The organism is Fluviirhizobium alvei (assembly GCF_030551875.1).
In the GTDB taxonomy this organism is placed as follows: Bacteria; Pseudomonadota; Alphaproteobacteria; order Rhizobiales; family Rhizobiaceae; genus Rhizobium_E; species Rhizobium_E alvei.
Map to the genome: position 1 here is coordinate 106248 of NZ_JAUOZU010000014.1, position 14180 is coordinate 120427.

Annotated in this window: 11 protein-coding genes; 6 read left to right on the forward strand and 5 right to left on the reverse strand. The window is 60.8% G+C overall.

The genetic code is table 11. The features are described from left to right. Window positions 1–27 precede the first annotated feature (27 nt). From Q4481_RS18680 to Q4481_RS18700, 5 genes are all read left to right on the forward strand, one after another. Complete coding sequence (locus Q4481_RS18680) at window positions 28–1641, forward strand: xylulokinase (protein ID WP_304377918.1); 1614 nt, start codon at window positions 28–30, stop codon at window positions 1639–1641. Continuing rightward, complete coding sequence (locus Q4481_RS18685; protein WP_304377919.1) at window positions 1628–2281, forward strand: class II aldolase/adducin family protein; 654 nt, start codon at window positions 1628–1630, stop codon at window positions 2279–2281. The genes Q4481_RS18680 and Q4481_RS18685 overlap by 14 nt, the downstream gene beginning before the upstream one ends. 1 nt (window position 2282) lies before the next feature. Beyond that, entirely contained in the window at window positions 2283–3746 is a 1464-nt protein-coding gene (locus Q4481_RS18690) for an aspartate aminotransferase family protein (RefSeq protein WP_304377920.1), read from the forward strand. Further along, window positions 3706–4404, forward strand: coding sequence for a hypothetical protein (locus tag Q4481_RS18695; protein ID WP_304377921.1), 699 nt, complete (start codon window positions 3706–3708; stop codon window positions 4402–4404). Before Q4481_RS18690 ends, Q4481_RS18695 begins: the two co-directional genes overlap by 41 nt. Window positions 4405–4477: 73 nt before the next feature. Beyond that, the gene (locus Q4481_RS18700) at window positions 4478–5530 is read left to right on the forward strand and encodes an NAD-dependent epimerase/dehydratase family protein (protein ID WP_304377922.1); all 1053 of its coding nucleotides are present in this window, start codon (window positions 4478–4480) and stop codon (window positions 5528–5530) included. Window positions 5531–5641: 111 nt separating this feature from the next. On the opposite strand, the gene Q4481_RS18705 is transcribed toward Q4481_RS18700, so the two are convergent. The 4 genes from Q4481_RS18705 to Q4481_RS18720 all read right to left on the reverse strand — a co-directional run bounded on the left by Q4481_RS18705 (window position 5642) and on the right by Q4481_RS18720 (window position 10995). Beyond that, window positions 5642–7084 carry an RtcB family protein gene (locus Q4481_RS18705; protein WP_304377923.1) on the reverse strand — a complete coding sequence of 481 codons (1443 nt, stop codon included), beginning with the start codon at window positions 7082–7084 and terminating at the stop codon, window positions 5642–5644. A gap of 166 nt (window positions 7085–7250) precedes the next feature. Further along, window positions 7251–8249: an ABC transporter permease gene (locus Q4481_RS18710; RefSeq protein ID WP_304377924.1), complete on the reverse strand. Its 999-nt coding sequence runs from the start codon at window positions 8247–8249 to the stop codon at window positions 7251–7253. Then, window positions 8246–9877 (reverse strand): sugar ABC transporter ATP-binding protein, encoded by a 1632-nt coding sequence (locus Q4481_RS18715; RefSeq protein ID WP_304377925.1) that lies wholly within the window; start codon window positions 9875–9877, stop codon window positions 8246–8248. Before Q4481_RS18715 ends, Q4481_RS18710 begins: the two co-directional genes overlap by 4 nt. Further along, window positions 9877–10995: a sugar ABC transporter substrate-binding protein gene (locus tag Q4481_RS18720; RefSeq protein ID WP_304377926.1), complete on the reverse strand. Its 1119-nt coding sequence runs from the start codon at window positions 10993–10995 to the stop codon at window positions 9877–9879. The genes Q4481_RS18715 and Q4481_RS18720 overlap by 1 nt, the downstream gene beginning before the upstream one ends. A 274-nt stretch (window positions 10996–11269) precedes the next feature. Here Q4481_RS18720 and Q4481_RS18725 point away from each other — a divergent pair, with 274 nt between their 5' ends. Next, on the forward strand, window positions 11270–12349 hold the full coding sequence (locus Q4481_RS18725) for a LacI family DNA-binding transcriptional regulator (RefSeq protein ID WP_304377927.1): 1080 nt from the start codon (window positions 11270–11272) through the stop codon (window positions 12347–12349). A 52-nt stretch (window positions 12350–12401) separates the two neighbouring features. Here Q4481_RS18725 and Q4481_RS18730 read toward each other — a convergent pair whose 3' ends face one another. Then, window positions 12402–14180, reverse strand: coding sequence for a hydantoinase B/oxoprolinase family protein (locus tag Q4481_RS18730; RefSeq protein ID WP_304377928.1), 1779 nt, complete (start codon window positions 14178–14180; stop codon window positions 12402–12404).

Below are 14180 nucleotides of genomic sequence, written 5' to 3' on the forward strand. Positions count from 1 at the left end.
GAGCAAAGGCCGCAAGGGGAAGAGGCCATGACGCCCACGGCAAAAGCGAACCAATACATTCTGGCGGTCGATCTCGGCACCAGCGGCTGCAAGGTCGGTTTGGTTTCGACGCGTGGCCAGGTGGTTGGCTGGGCCTTCGAACCCGTACAGATGATGGTGGTGGATGCGATCGGCGCCGAACAAAGGCCGGATGATTGGTGGGCCGCCTTCATTGCCGCTGCCCGGCAGGTTCTGGCGCTTGAGCTCGTCCCGCGCGAGAGGATTGTCGCCATCTGCTGCTCGACGCAGGGCGAAGGCACCATTGCGGTCGACCGCGATGGCAAACCGCTGATGAATGCCGTCATCTGGCTCGACATGCGCGGCGCGCGCCACCTGAAACAACAGATGCGCGGTTCGCTGAAGGTCGCAGGCTATGACGCGGTGAAACTGCAGAAATGGCTCAGGCTCTGCGGTGGCGCACCGGCCCTGTCCGGCAAGGACCCTGCCGGCCATATGCTGCTGATCCGCAACGCGTTTCCCGAAATCTACAAGCGCACCCACAAATTCCTCAATGTGCTCGATTATTTCAACCTGCGCCTCACCGGCCGCTTCTGCGCCACGCAGGATTCGATCCTCACCTCCTGGGTAACGGACAATCGCGACCCTGCCCATATCCGCTACGATAGCGGCCTGATTGCAACCAGCGGCATCGACCGCGACAAGTTTCCCGATCTCGTGCGCTGCACCGATGTGATCGGTACGCTCCTGCCCGCAGTCGCCGAGAGCCTCGGTCTTTCCGCCAGAACGCCGGTGGTGGCGGGCGCAATCGACAATACCGCAGCAGCGATCGGGGCCGGCACCTGTGCCGATTATGACACCCATCTCTATATGGGCTCCTCCTCTTGGATCGCCGCCCATGTGCCCTTCAAGAAGGTCAACGTCTTCAACCAGATCGCATCGCTACCCTGCGCCTCCGATACCCGCTACCTGATGATGGCGATGCAATCGAGCGGCGCCGCCAATATCGCCTTTCTCAAGGACCGGATCGTCTTTCACAAGGACGGCTTGATCGACGCCGAACCATCGGTCGACACCTACCGGGTTCTCGATGAGATTGCCGCCCGTGTGCCGGCAGGTGCTGAGGGTGCGGTCTATCTGCCCTGGCTGTTCGGCGAACGTTCGCCCGTCGATGATCCGTCGCTCCGGGCCGGCATCATCAATCTCAGCATGGAACATAACCGCGAAACCCTGGTGCGGGCGGTTTTCGAAGGCGTGGCGCTCAACACGCGCTGGATGATGACCCCCGTCGGGCGTTTCATGGGCCGCCCGGTCGAGGAACTGACGCTAATCGGCGGCGGTGCCATGTCGAATTCCTGGTGCCAGATCTTTGCCGATGTGCTGAATGTGCGGATCCGCCAGCCCGAGGATCCGGTCAAGGCCAATGCCCGCGGCGCTGCCTTCATCGGTGCGGTCGGGCTCGGCCTGATGCGGCTCGAGGATGTGCCGGCGCTCGTGACGATCGACCGTGTCTATGAGCCGAACCGCGCCAATCGCGGCCTCTACGACGAGCGTTTCGGCGTCTTCAAGGAATTGCACAAGCGGCTGGCACCGCTTTACCGCAAACTCAACGGCTCGAAAGGCAGGGCACATGGTCAGGTTTAAGGAAGCGCGACAGGAAATCGTCGAGACCTGCCGTTATCTTGCCGACAACGGCTATGTTGCCGGCACCGGCGGCAATATCGGCCTGCGCGTCGATGACAGGTTGATGGCGGTGACCCCTTCAGCGACCGATTATTACACGATGACGGCCGAGGATGTGCCGTTGCTGTCGCTGGACACGATGGAGGTTGTCGAAGGCACGACGGTGCCGACGATCGAGCGCAGTTTGCATGCCGCAATGCTGCGCAAGCACCCGACCCGCCGCGCCAGCATCCATACCCACCAGCCGATTGCGAGTGCCGTGGCGCTGCTGCACGAACAGTTGCCATGGCCGACCGGAAGCGATTTCAGCGCACTCGGTGCCCATGTGGCCCTGGTCGGCTACCGACCGTCCGGCACCGGCATGCTGGCCAAACTGTTCGCAAAATCGCTGAAAGCCGATATCTACGCCTACCTTCTGGCGAGCCACGGCGTCATCTGCGCCGGCGAAAACCTGGCGGTGGCCGTCGACATGATCCGCAAGGTCGAAGCCGCCGCCGCCATCCATCTCAAGACAAGCATCGAAAAACGCACCAACCTCGATAGCGAACTCCGCACCTTCCTTCTGAATGTGCTGGAAAAGGCCGAGACCAAAGGAGCCTGACATGAATATGGCAACCCGCCCTGCCACACCGGAAGCCTATGGCATCAGCGCCTGGCCCGACAACAAGGACCTGATGGACCGGCTGAACGCGCTCTTGAAACAGCCGCCGCGCGGCATTTCCAAGGCCAACATGCCGAAGGTGCTCGAGTATTTCGAACAGAAGTGCCAGACTTCCAAGGCCTGGGCCGCACGAGCGGCCGAGGTCATTCCAGGCGGCGTCCAGCATAATCTTGCCTTCAACTATCCGTTCGCGATCGCCGCTGCCAAGGTCGATGGCGCCTATATGTGGGATGCGGATGGCAATCGCTACATCGATTTCCTGCAGGCTGGCGGCCCCACCCTGCTCGGCTCCAACTACCTGCCGGTTCGCCAGAAGGCGCATGCGATCATCGATGAATGCGGCCCGGTGACCGGCCTGCTGCACGAATATGAATTCAAGCTTGCCGAAATCATCCGCCAGCACATGCCGGGCGTCGAAATGTTCCGCATGCTGGGTTCGGGCACCGAGGCCTGCATGGGCGCGATCCGGCTAGCGCGCGCGCATACGGGCAAGAAGTGGGTGATCAAGGTCGGCGGCGATTATCACGGCTGGAGCGACCAGATGGTCTATGGCATGCGCGTGCCCGGCACCGGCCGCCGCGAGGCCACCGGCATTCCCAAGGGTGCCACCAAATATACCCAGGAGGTCTTCCCCAACGAGCTTTCCACGCTGCGCCGCAAGCTGATGCTGAACCGGCTCAGGGGCGGCACCGCCGCCGTCATTCTCGAACCGCTCGGGCCGGAAAGCGGCACCCGCCCGGTGACGCCGGAATATAACCGCGAAGTTCGCAAGCTGTGCGACGAGTTCGGCGCACTCCTGATCTTCGATGAAGTCGTCACCGGTTTCCGCGTCGGCATGGGCGGTGCCCAGGGCTATTTTAACGTCGATCCCGATCTCACCGTGTTCGGCAAGTGCCTGACCGGCGGTTATCTGATGGCGGGCGGCATCGGTGGCCGCAAGGATGTGATGATGTCGCTGGTGGGCGGTATCGGCACGTCGAGCAAGCGGGCCTTTGTGGGCGGCACGCTGTCGGCCAATCCGCTCTCCTGCGTGGCAGGTTATTACGCCATAGAGGAAATGGCGAAGACCAATGCGCCGGTGCTGGCCGGCCGCGCCGGCGACCGGCTCACCAAGGGGCTGAAGGGCATCATCGATCGGCTCGGCCTGCCCTATGTCGTCTATAATATGGGTTCGATCGTGCATCTGCAGACCTCGGCAGTGCTCCTGATGAGCATGCGCAACCCGATCAAGCTGATGCGCGAGGCCAATGCCCGCAAGCATCTGATGGAAGAGATGGGGGCCGCCTATCTGGCGCATGGCGTGCTGACGCTGGCCGGCAGCCGCATTTACACGAGCATGGCCGACACCGACGAGGTGATCGACGATGCGCTCAACCGTTTCGAAGACGTCTTCAAGCTGGTGTGACATGGGCAATCCGGTGGACAAGGCATCGATCGAAGCCTCCCTCGGCCTTGCCGCGGCAAGGCTCAATGGCAAGGGGCTGCTGAAGCCGGGCGATACGCTTTCCCAGCGCATTCCCGAGGAAAATGCTTTCGTGACCGTCACGATCCGGGCCGGTCAGGATGTGCCGGATCTCTTCGCCTGGGCGAGCCTGTCGGGCACGCCGCAGGGCCTTCACCACCGCATCTATGCGGCCCGCCCCGATGTCGGTTCCATTGCAGCCGGTAGCTTCACCTGGATGTCTGCCCTACGTCGGCTCGACATGTCGTTGCCACCGGTCTTCGATGAACAGGTGCGTCATCTTGGCGTCGAGGGCAAACGCATCGGCATGCGCTCGACCGACGATCTGCAGGCCTCGCTCTTTGCCAATGGCGCCAATGCCTATTGCCTGGATGATCTGTCGCTCTGTTTCGGCATGGGGCTCGAGCGGTTGCTCCTCAATATCGAGATCCTCGAAAAATGCGCCGAATGTTTCGTGCTGGCCCAGGCCGCTGCCCGACGCGTCAAGACTATTCCCTGGCTGATCCGGTTCATCGCCAACGGCAGGCTGGTCAAGGACCGCAAGGACGCCGCCGCCCGCCACCTGCGCGGCGAGCGGTCGATCATGAAGGCGGGCTATTGAGGCGGGCTGGTGCATCCCGCCTTGATGCTACGAATACTTGTCTTTTCATCAGAAGTAACGGGAAGGAACTTTTATGCTCGAGACAGTACTCGTCACAGGCGGGAGCGGTTTTGTCGCCAGCCATCTCATCATGCAGCTGCTCGAAGCTGGCTATAATGTTCATACAACTGTCCGGAGCTTCGGCAACATCGCAAAGATGCAGCCACTCACCGATCTGTCTGAGCGCTATCCGGGCCGTCTTCATCTCTTCGAAGCCGATCTTCTCAAGGAAGGCTCCTTCGATAGTGCGATGGAAAACTGTTCGATCGTTTTCCACGTCGCCTCCCCTTTCAAACTGCCCGAGAAGATCCGGGACGGACAGACTGAAATGGTCGAACCCGCCCTTCGCGGCACACATAATGTGCTCGCCAGCGTCGAGCGGACCCAGAGTGTCAGCCGCGTTGTGATGACCTCGACGATCGGTGCCATTTTCGGCGATTATGCCGATGTCAGAAGGATGAAGAACAACACAGTCTCGGAGGACTATTTCAATACCTCCAGCAATGTCAGCAATAACCCGTACCACTATTCGAAGGTCTTGGCTGAAAAGGCTGCGTGGGCCAAAGCCGGCGAACAGGATCGCTGGAGCCTCGTCACCATAAATCCAGGCATGATTCTGGGGCCTTCGCTGACACCGGCCTCGGAGTCCGGCTCACTTTTCCTGCTTGATGAAATGTTCAAGGGCTACTTCTTCTACGGTATGCCGGACCTGAGTCTGGCCTGCGTGGATGTCCGCGAGGTTGCAACTGCGCACATTCGCGCTGCACAGAATCCGGCTGCCAAGGGTCGCTACATCGTCTCGGAAGATCATACGCGAACTTTCCTGGAGATAGCGTCGGTCGCAAGACGTATTCATCCCAAGCCCTACCTGTTGCCCACCTGGCAGATTCCAAATGCTGTCGTTCGGCTTGTCGGGCCGCTGTTCGGCCTGACGCAATCCTACATGACCAATCACCTCGGCATTCGCTTTGCACTGGACAATCGCCGCAGCCGCGACGAACTCGGCATTGCCTACCGCCCCATTTCGGAAACGATCGCCGACCATTACCGCACTTGGGCCCAGCAGCGCCTGAATTCAAAGGCATGAAAAGGTGAAGTCGTTCTCATTCCAAGCCTCGGTCGCCAGGGTTGCCGCCGCCTGCCACCTGCGTGGCGAGCGGTCGAACATGAAGGCGGGTTTTTAAGGCGGGTTCGGAACCTAACCTTTCACTGTCAGCAACGGACGGATCTTCGCAACCTTCGCTACCATTCCGGCTTCGACCATCGGCTCCACGACGCTGTCGATCGGCTTGTAGGCATCCGGCGCCTCTTCGTTGAGGCGCGCCCGGATTTCCGCTGCAATATCCCGCCTCCCGTGCAGGGCCGGGCTGAGCGGATCGACGGGACCGATAACGCGCAGACCACCACCGATCATCGCGTTGGATCGCGCTTCCTGACGCGAAAGCCTGCGCCCCGCACCATGCGCCGACGACGACAGGAGATCGCCAGAACCGCATCCTCTGAGCAACCATGTGCCGTCCCCCATGGATCCGGGAAGAATGACCGGTTCACCGAGCCAAGAATAGGGACCGGCGCTCATCGCGTCTGCACCTTTCGCCGGGCAGGCTCCCTTGCGATGGCGTACGACTTCGCCATCCTCCCAAACGGTGTTATGTGGCGCATCGTAGACAAGATGATGATCGATCTGGCGACCCAGGATCCGTGACACCGCTTCCACCGCTGTGAGACCAAGCAGGAAACGGTTGGCAAAGGCAGCATTGGCCGCATTCGCATGGCCATTCATGAACCGCCGGTAGAGGGCCGGCTGCCGATCCTTGGAAACGATCCGCCAATCAAGCCGAACCTTGGAGCTCGTTCGCATTCTCTCCTTTGTCGCCGTCCCGATCCGTTGCCCGAAATCGAGCGAGCCGGAATGGACGACGACAACAACACTGCCAGATTTGAGCCCGGCCGCCCTGGCGAATGCACCATCCGCGACCTGATCGACGCAACCGAATTCGACGAAATGATTTCCGCCGCCAATCGTGCCAAGGATCGCATCGCGCCGATGACGATCATCGATCTGTGTATAGTCGGCAAAGTCGGGATCAATGTCGTCACAGGCGAAGACACCATGGTCTGACTGGCGCTCTAGATCCGCCCAGGCCTGATCGAGATCCAGCTTGGACAGAAGGCCGGTACGGTCATGTCCGAGACGATCGAGAAGGCCCGGCAAACCATCTCGCAAGATGGCGTAGCGATCATATCCCGTCAAAGCAACATCGCGTCCACCCTGAAAAAAGAGATGGCGGAGTTGATGGTCGAGTTGCGGATCTTTCAAGTCCTCTTCGGTGATGCCGTGAAGCACGAGCATCCGCATGCCGCACCCGATATCCGAACCGATCAGATGCGGTAGGACGGCTCCTTCCACATCGGCAACGACGCCAACGGGCACCGGTTTGCCCGGATGAAAATCAGGCGTCGTCACAATCGCCTTGATCGTCGCATCGTCTTTCGCGAGAGCATCGGGCGTCGGAAGGGCGCTGGCAAGGTCCAAAAGCGCATGCGCAAAATGTCGTTCCGGTTCGTCGCGCGCAACGACTGACCGGACGCTGTGCCCGGCGACATCGCTCGAGCAAAGAATGGATGGTTTGTTGGTCACAATATGAACTCCGTAAAAGCCTGGGTTCAGCAGCCGCGGCAATACGGAGTGCAATCGCTATGACATGTCGTTCGAAGAAATGCAATCTTCAAGAAGAACAAACGCGCAGCAACCGAAGTTGCCGCGCGCTCATGTCCGGTGCACGCCTCACCGGCTTTGGGAAACATCAGCCGATGTCGGAGGCTTCGCGTCCGCGGGTGATCTGGGAAATCGTGACCGCCAGGATCAGCGCACCGCCGTTGAAAACATTGGTAACCCAGAGCGGAATGCCGAGCATGGACAGGCCGGTAATGCCGGTGGCGAGGAAATAGACCGCAACGATGGCGCCCCAGGGGTTGAACCGGCCCGGCTGGATCGTCGTCGCACCGAGAAACGCTGCGGCAAAGGCCGGCAGCAGGAAGTTGAGACCCGAATAGGGATCGGCCGATCCGAGAACGCCCGCATAGAGAATACCGGCGGCCGAGGCGAGGACGGCTGACATGACGAGCGCACCGACGCGCACCTTGTCGACCGAAATGCCGTTGAGGCGGGCCACTTCACGACCCCGTCCGACGAACAGCAGCCGGCGGCCGAGCGGCATGTAATCGAAGATGTACCACATGACCAGCGCCGCTGCGATGGCATAGTAGAACGCATAGGGAATGCCGAACAGCCGGTAGCCGACGGCGGCCATGATCAGGCTGTTGTCGATGCCGCCGATGGTGGAAGAATTGGTCATCCACTGCACGATGCCGCTCATCAGCGAGGTCGAACCGAGCGTCACCACCAGCGACGGGACCCGGAAATAGATGATGAAGAGCGAGTGGATCAGACCGACCACCACGCCCATGGCCAGAACGATCAGCAGCACGAGCAGGATCGGCATCTGGTGCCAGACATTCAGCACGCCGATGGTAGAGGCCGACAGCGTCAGCGTCGCACCCACCGACAGGTCGTAGTCGCCGGCCGTCAGCGGCACGATGATCGCCAGAGCCAGAAGTGCGGCCGGCGCGTAGGAGGCGAACATGATCGAGAAATTGCCCCAGCTGAAGAACGAATTCGGCATGGCAATGCTGAAGGCCGCGATGATCAGGACCCAGACCAGAAGCAGGGCATAACGTTCGAACTGCCGGGTCAGGTTCTTCCGGGAACGGTTCTGGGGAGCGGTCGTGGCAAGGTCTGTCATTGTGCGGCTCGCATCGGTCGGTTTGTCGTGTGATAGGTGGGGGCGGTCGCGTAGCAAGCCTCGGAAATTCCCTCCTTGGTCAGGCTGTCGCCGGTCAGTTCGTGACAGATCCGTCCCTTGGCGAAGACGAGAACCCGGTCGCAGATATCGGCCAGCTGCTCGGCTTCCGAGCTCGCGCAGATGATCGACATGCCTTCGGCCGCCGCCTTGCGCAGGGCGGCGAAAATCTGCTGGCGCGTGCCGACATCGACACCCTGGGTGGGTTCATCGAGAAGCAGGAGCGCCGGCGAACGGTTCATCCAGCGGGCAATCAGCACCTTCTGGGCATTGCCGCCGGAAAGGGCGGAAAGCTTGAGGTAGGGATCGTTGGGCCGCACCTCGAACTGGGTTCCCAGCACGTGGGCCTCATCAATCATGGCACGATTGCGCAGGAAGCCGCCGCGGAAGAAACGCCCGACATCGGGCAGGAACATATTGTCGACGATCGGCAGGCTATCGACACCGCTCGCGCCCTGGCGATCGCCGGGCAGAAGCGCAAAGCCCTTCTCGATCGCGGCCTTCGGCGACAGCGTCACCTGTTCGAACGGCTCGTTCTGTCCAATCGCGATCGTGCCGCTTGCGGCTGGCTTTGCCCCGAAAGCCAGATAGGGAACCTCTTCATAGCCCGAGCCGATCAGCCCGGTGAGGCCGAGAATTTCGCCCTTGCCGACATGAAAATCGGATGGCTGCAGCATGCGGCCGGCGAGATTGCGGAATGTAGCAAAGGGCTTGAGGCTTTCCGGATCCCGCTTGGCGTGGCCGCCGCGGCTGATGCTCTGGCCGACGATCATTTCCACGATCTTCTCGTGGGTCGCATCCTTACGATCGAGTTCGCCGGACTGGATGCCATCGCGCAGCACGGTGATCCGGTCGGTAATGTCCATCACCTCGTCGATATCATGCGAGATGAAGATGACGCTGCAACCGGCCTTGGTGATGGATCGCACCAGTTCGAAAAGCTGTGCGACGCCGCTCGCCGGCAGGAATGGTGTGGGTTCGTCAAGCAGAACCAGACCCGGTTTGCCGGTTACGGCACGGGCCGCCTCGATATCCTCGAAGGCGCGGACAATAGCAAGCAGCGCCCGCTGCACGGGGCTCAGCCGGTCCACACGCTCATGCGGATCGATGTCGAGACCGAAACGCTCAAGCGCATGACGGGCCGCCTTCTCCTCCTCAACCCAGTTGATGAAGGCGCGACCACCATGGGTCAGTTGCACGACACGCAGGTTTTCAAGCACCGTCAGCGATGGCACCAGACCGAGATTCTGGTGCACGAAGGCCATGCCGAGACGTCTCGCATCGCCTGCCCGCACTGGAAGTGAAACCTTTTCGCCGTTGAAGAACAGCGAACCGCCGTCATCCGGCGCGTGAAAGCCGGCCAAAATCTTGACGAGCGTGGATTTTCCCGAGCCGTTCTTGCCGAGCAGGCCATGAACTTCGCCCGGCATCACATCGAAGGAGACGTTGCGCAGCGCTTTGGCTCCGCCGAACGACTTGGATATGTTCTTCACCGACAGGACCGGGAGCGCTTGTGACGCTCCCGGGTTGATCGCCGGATCATGCCCTGTCTGACCCGACTGCAATGCCATTATTCGATGCCCCAGAGCTTGCGGAAACCAGCCTTGTAGGCGTCACCGTAGCCGGTGTCGAACTGGGCCGGGGTGCCGGCTTCATGCGCGTTGTTCTTGTCGAAGATGTAGAACGGAACGTTGAGCGCCGTCGGGCTCTTCATGCCGCAGGCATCGCGCAGATGGCCGTCGATCGTGGCGTAGGCGATCCAGTCGAGGCTCTCGCCGATATCCATGTCGGCCAGGCCCTGCTGGATGTAATCGAGCACGAAGGGCGTACCATTGAAGGTTGCAAGCTTCACTTCGCCGGTCTTGCCGGCCAGGCGCAATGCCGGGACGACGAACTGCGACATCGAGTCATAGATCGGGATCACGACATTGATCTCCGGATTGGCCTGTACGGCAGACTGGACGGCCGGCTGGATCTTGGTGCCCCATTCGGTCACGCCGACATTGATTTCCTGCACGATCTTGCAGTTCGGGCAGTTTTCGGCAAGCTGTTTCTTGAAGTTGGCAACCAGCGGAATGGTCGGCGGCACTTCGTTGGAGACGACGATGGCAATGTTTGCCTTGCCTTCGGTCGCAACGGTCGACCAGTCAGCCAGGATGGTGCCGATTTCGCCGAAGCCGATGGTCAGCGACGAAGAGACGACCGGGTTCTGCTCGAAGCTCGGATCGTAGAAATGCGAGGTCATGACCTTGACGCCGGCTTCCTTGGCAGCCTTGAGCTGCGGCTCGATGGTGCCGGGATCGATACCCGAAATCAAATCGATGATGTCATACTTCTCGCGGATCGCCATTTCGACGCCCTGAACCCACTGGCTCGGCTGACCCTGGTTTTCCCATTCGCGCACTTCGAGACCGACTTCGGCGCCGGCGGTCTTCATGCGGTCGATGATGCCCTTGAGGAACGGGTTGCCCGAATTGTTCGGGATCGAAAGCATCTTCTTGCCCTTGGCGCAGGCCATGGCATCGAAAGGCTCGCCCGGAGCAACGAATTCCGGCTTGGCCTGATATTTTGCCAGGTTGGCCTTGGCACGCGCCAGTCCGTCTGCGGCCTCATCGGCATGGGACGGGCCCGCCAGGCACAGAAGAGCGGCAAAAGAAGTGATAGATGCGAGCAGGACGCGTTTGTTCATGTCAGTCTCCCAGACCACATTGCGCGGTCTCACCCCCTCGGCGGACCGCTTCTATGAATGCGTATGCATTGTTTGCGTAAAGTCGTCGGCAAGTCAATCGTCGAAAATCGAAATCTTGCATAGGAATGCAAGAAAACGCAGCTGCGGTGGCTTGTCTGCCCACAGATTGCGCGCAATGAACCTATTGAAACCTGAGGGTTTGGGCGCTACTCTGCAGGCGATCCACCGAAAAAATGAATGCGCATTCGAAAGTCAGGATCGGAAAGTAGCAGCAATGACGCGGAACACGACCAGAACAACCTCTTTCGATGTCGCGGCCCTGGCCGGTGTCTCGCAATCGGCCGTATCGCGGGCCTTCACGCCCGGATCCAGCATTGCGGAGGAAACGCGCCAGAAAGTACTCGAAGCTGCCAAGAAGCTCAACTACGTTCCCAACTCGATTGCCAGTTCGCTCACCACAAAGCGCACGAACATCGTGGCGCTCATTCTCGGCAATCTTGGCAACCCTTTCTACGTCCATGTTCTGCACACCTTCTCCCAGCGCCTGCAGGAGCAAGGCAGGCAGGTTCTGATCTTTACGGTCGATCCGGGGGCGGAAAGCGATGAGGCGATCCTGCATCTCTTGAAATACCAGGTGGATGGCGTGATTCTCACCGCCGCGCAGCTTTCGACGCGCATGACCAGCATTTGCCATGACCGCGGCATCCCGATCGTGCTGTTCAACCGCTACATTCCCGGCTCGGATGCATCCGGCGTTCGCTGCGACAATGCCGGCGGCGGGCGCCTGATCGCCGAAGCGTTCCTGGCCGCCGGGGCGCGCAGTTTCCTGATGATCACCGGCGATCCCAAGGGCACGACGAGCCAGGATCGCGCTCGCGGTTTCGTCGAACGCCTGCTCGAGGAAGGCGTGCGCCGCAGCGACATTGCCGAAATCGAGGGCAGTTCCTCCTATGAGGGCGCCTATAGTGCAGTCCTGCGCCATTTCGGCGACAAGAACCGCACGCGGCCGGAAGCGATCTTCGGCATCAACGACATCATGGCCATGGGCGCCATGGATGCGCTGCGGTTCCGGCTGGGCCTGAAAATCCCCGAGGACCTGATGCTTGCCGGGTTTGACGATATTCCCGAAGGCCGCCGAGCACCCTACCAGTTGACGACGGTGCGCCAGCCGATCAACCAGATGGTCGATGAGGCTCTGGACATGCTGCATCTCGATGAACCGAGCCTGCCGATCGAACGGGGCCTCGATCACCCGATCGCCGGCAGATTGATCTGGCGCGGCACGATCCCCGTGCCACCGGCCTATCAATGGCCGGCAGGCACCACGCGCGAGGCCGAACCGAACGCGGAATGAACAGGATTTCATTGTTCCGGATATGAAAAGGGGCCCTTTCGGGCCCCTTCCTTCATTCTGCAGCCTGACGTTCCGGCGGCGTGAAGCCGAAGTCGAACGGCGGCGGCGCACCGCGCACCTCGCGAACCTTCGCCCGCAGCGCATCCGTTGCCGCGACATCGACCTGATTGTCGTCGGTCAGCACCACACCGTAGCCATCCTTGGCCTGCTCGCGCGAGACCAGCCCGTAGCGCACGTCGCGCGCCACGATCTCGGCGGAACGATCGAGCGGATCGCCCCAGCCACCGGAGCCCGCCGTCTTGAAGACGATGCGGTCGCCCGGATTGACCTTGAGATTGTCGACCTTGGAGGGGATGCGGGTCGGCTCGTCCGAACCGGCCTTGATCATCCACTTGCTGGAGGTGCCGCCATGCAGACCGCCATTGATGCCCCAGGGCGGCACCACTTCGCGGTCGTCATGGATGGAAACCTGGCCGGGCTCGAGAACGCGATAGACCTTCTCGATACCCGCACCGCCGCGATGCAGACCAGGACCGCCCGAATCCTGGATCGGCAGGTAACGCTCGACCAGAACCGGATAGTAGTTTTCGATATATTCGATCGGGGTTGCCGAGAAGAGCGGCCACCAGGCGTGACCGTCGAACCCGTCGCCCTTCGGACGACCCGGCACGCCACCGAACAGCAGTTCCATGAGCTGGAAATACTTCTTGTCCTTGTCGTGACCGGAGAAGATGAAGTGCGGGCTGGTGCCGTAGCCGGCCGCCATCGAAAGCTGCGGCACGAACTTGCCGAGCGCGCCGGCCTGGCAATCGAAGAAGCGGGTGTGGGTGTTGAGACGGTTCGAAAGGGCCGCCGGGAAGCGCGGGTTGAGCAGGCTTCCTTCCGGCAGCACGATCTCGAACAGGTCGTAGAACCCTTCGTTGAACAGCACCGACGGATCGAAGGACATGATCATGTAGACGCCGAAGAACAGTTTGCACAGCCCTTCGTGGATGTGGAAGTTGATCGGACCTTCCGCCTGGTCGTCCGTGCCGGTGAAGTCGAACACGGCGATATCGCCACGACGCGAGATCGTCAGCGTCATGCGGAACGGACCATTGCCGAGACCGTCATCATCGACATAGTCGGTGAAGCTGACCGGCTCTTCCGGAATATACTTCCGGATGACGACGCGCATGGCTTCGCGGGTGCGATCGAGCAGCATGTCGCAGGCGGTCATGTAGGTCTCGCGGCCGAAACGGTCGCAGAGTTCCTTCACGCGCGTTGCGGCGGTGCGGCAGCCGGCGATCAGCGCCATCAGGTCGGCGCGGTTCATGTCCGGCGTGCGGGTGTTGTTCAACATGATGTCGAGAACACCTTCGTTGAGCACGCCCTTGGAATAGATCCGGACCGGCGGAATGCGCAGCCCCTCTTCCCAGATCGTGCGGGCGTTCGCCGGCATCGAACCCGGCACGGTGCCGCCGACATCGACCATGTGGCCGAAGATCGAGGAGAAGCCGACATGGACCCCTTCATGGAAGATCGGCATCATCACGCACCAGTCGTTGTTGTGCGAGATCGAGCCCTTGCAGGCATAGGGATCGTTCCAGACGAAGATATCGCCTTCGTTGATGTCGCCCTGGAATTTCTCCACGACGGACGGGATGTAGGAGCCGAACTGGCCGACGATCATCTGGCCGCGATGATTGCAGATCATCGGGAATTCGTCGTGCTGTTCGCGAATGACCGGCGACAGCGAAATGCGGACGACGACGCCGTCCATTTCGAAGCGGGCATTCTTGAGGGCGTTTTCGATGATATCGAGTGTAATAGGATCGACTTTGACGGTCAT

Bases quoted from the DNA above. Each gene is read 5' to 3' on its own strand.
- Q4481_RS18680 (WP_304377918.1), top strand. From the start codon at position 28: ATGACGCCCACGGCAAAAGCGAACCAATACATTCTGGCGGTCGATCTC.
- Q4481_RS18685 (WP_304377919.1), top strand. From the start codon at position 1,628: ATGGTCAGGTTTAAGGAAGCGCGACAGGAAATCGTCGAGACCTGCCGT.
- Q4481_RS18690 (WP_304377920.1), top strand. From the start codon at position 2,283: ATGAATATGGCAACCCGCCCTGCCACACCGGAAGCCTATGGCATCAGC.
- Q4481_RS18695 (WP_304377921.1), top strand. From the start codon at position 3,706: ATGCGCTCAACCGTTTCGAAGACGTCTTCAAGCTGGTGTGACATGGGC.
- Q4481_RS18700 (WP_304377922.1), top strand. From the start codon at position 4,478: ATGCTCGAGACAGTACTCGTCACAGGCGGGAGCGGTTTTGTCGCCAGC.
- Q4481_RS18710 (WP_304377924.1), bottom strand. From the start codon at position 8,249: ATGACAGACCTTGCCACGACCGCTCCCCAGAACCGTTCCCGGAAGAAC.
- Q4481_RS18715 (WP_304377925.1), bottom strand. From the start codon at position 9,877: ATGGCATTGCAGTCGGGTCAGACAGGGCATGATCCGGCGATCAACCCG.
- Q4481_RS18720 (WP_304377926.1), bottom strand. From the start codon at position 10,995: ATGAACAAACGCGTCCTGCTCGCATCTATCACTTCTTTTGCCGCTCTT.
- Q4481_RS18725 (WP_304377927.1), top strand. From the start codon at position 11,270: ATGACGCGGAACACGACCAGAACAACCTCTTTCGATGTCGCGGCCCTG.
- Q4481_RS18730 (WP_304377928.1), bottom strand. From the start codon at position 14,180: ATGACCGTCAAAGTCGATCCTATTACACTCGATATCATCGAAAACGCC.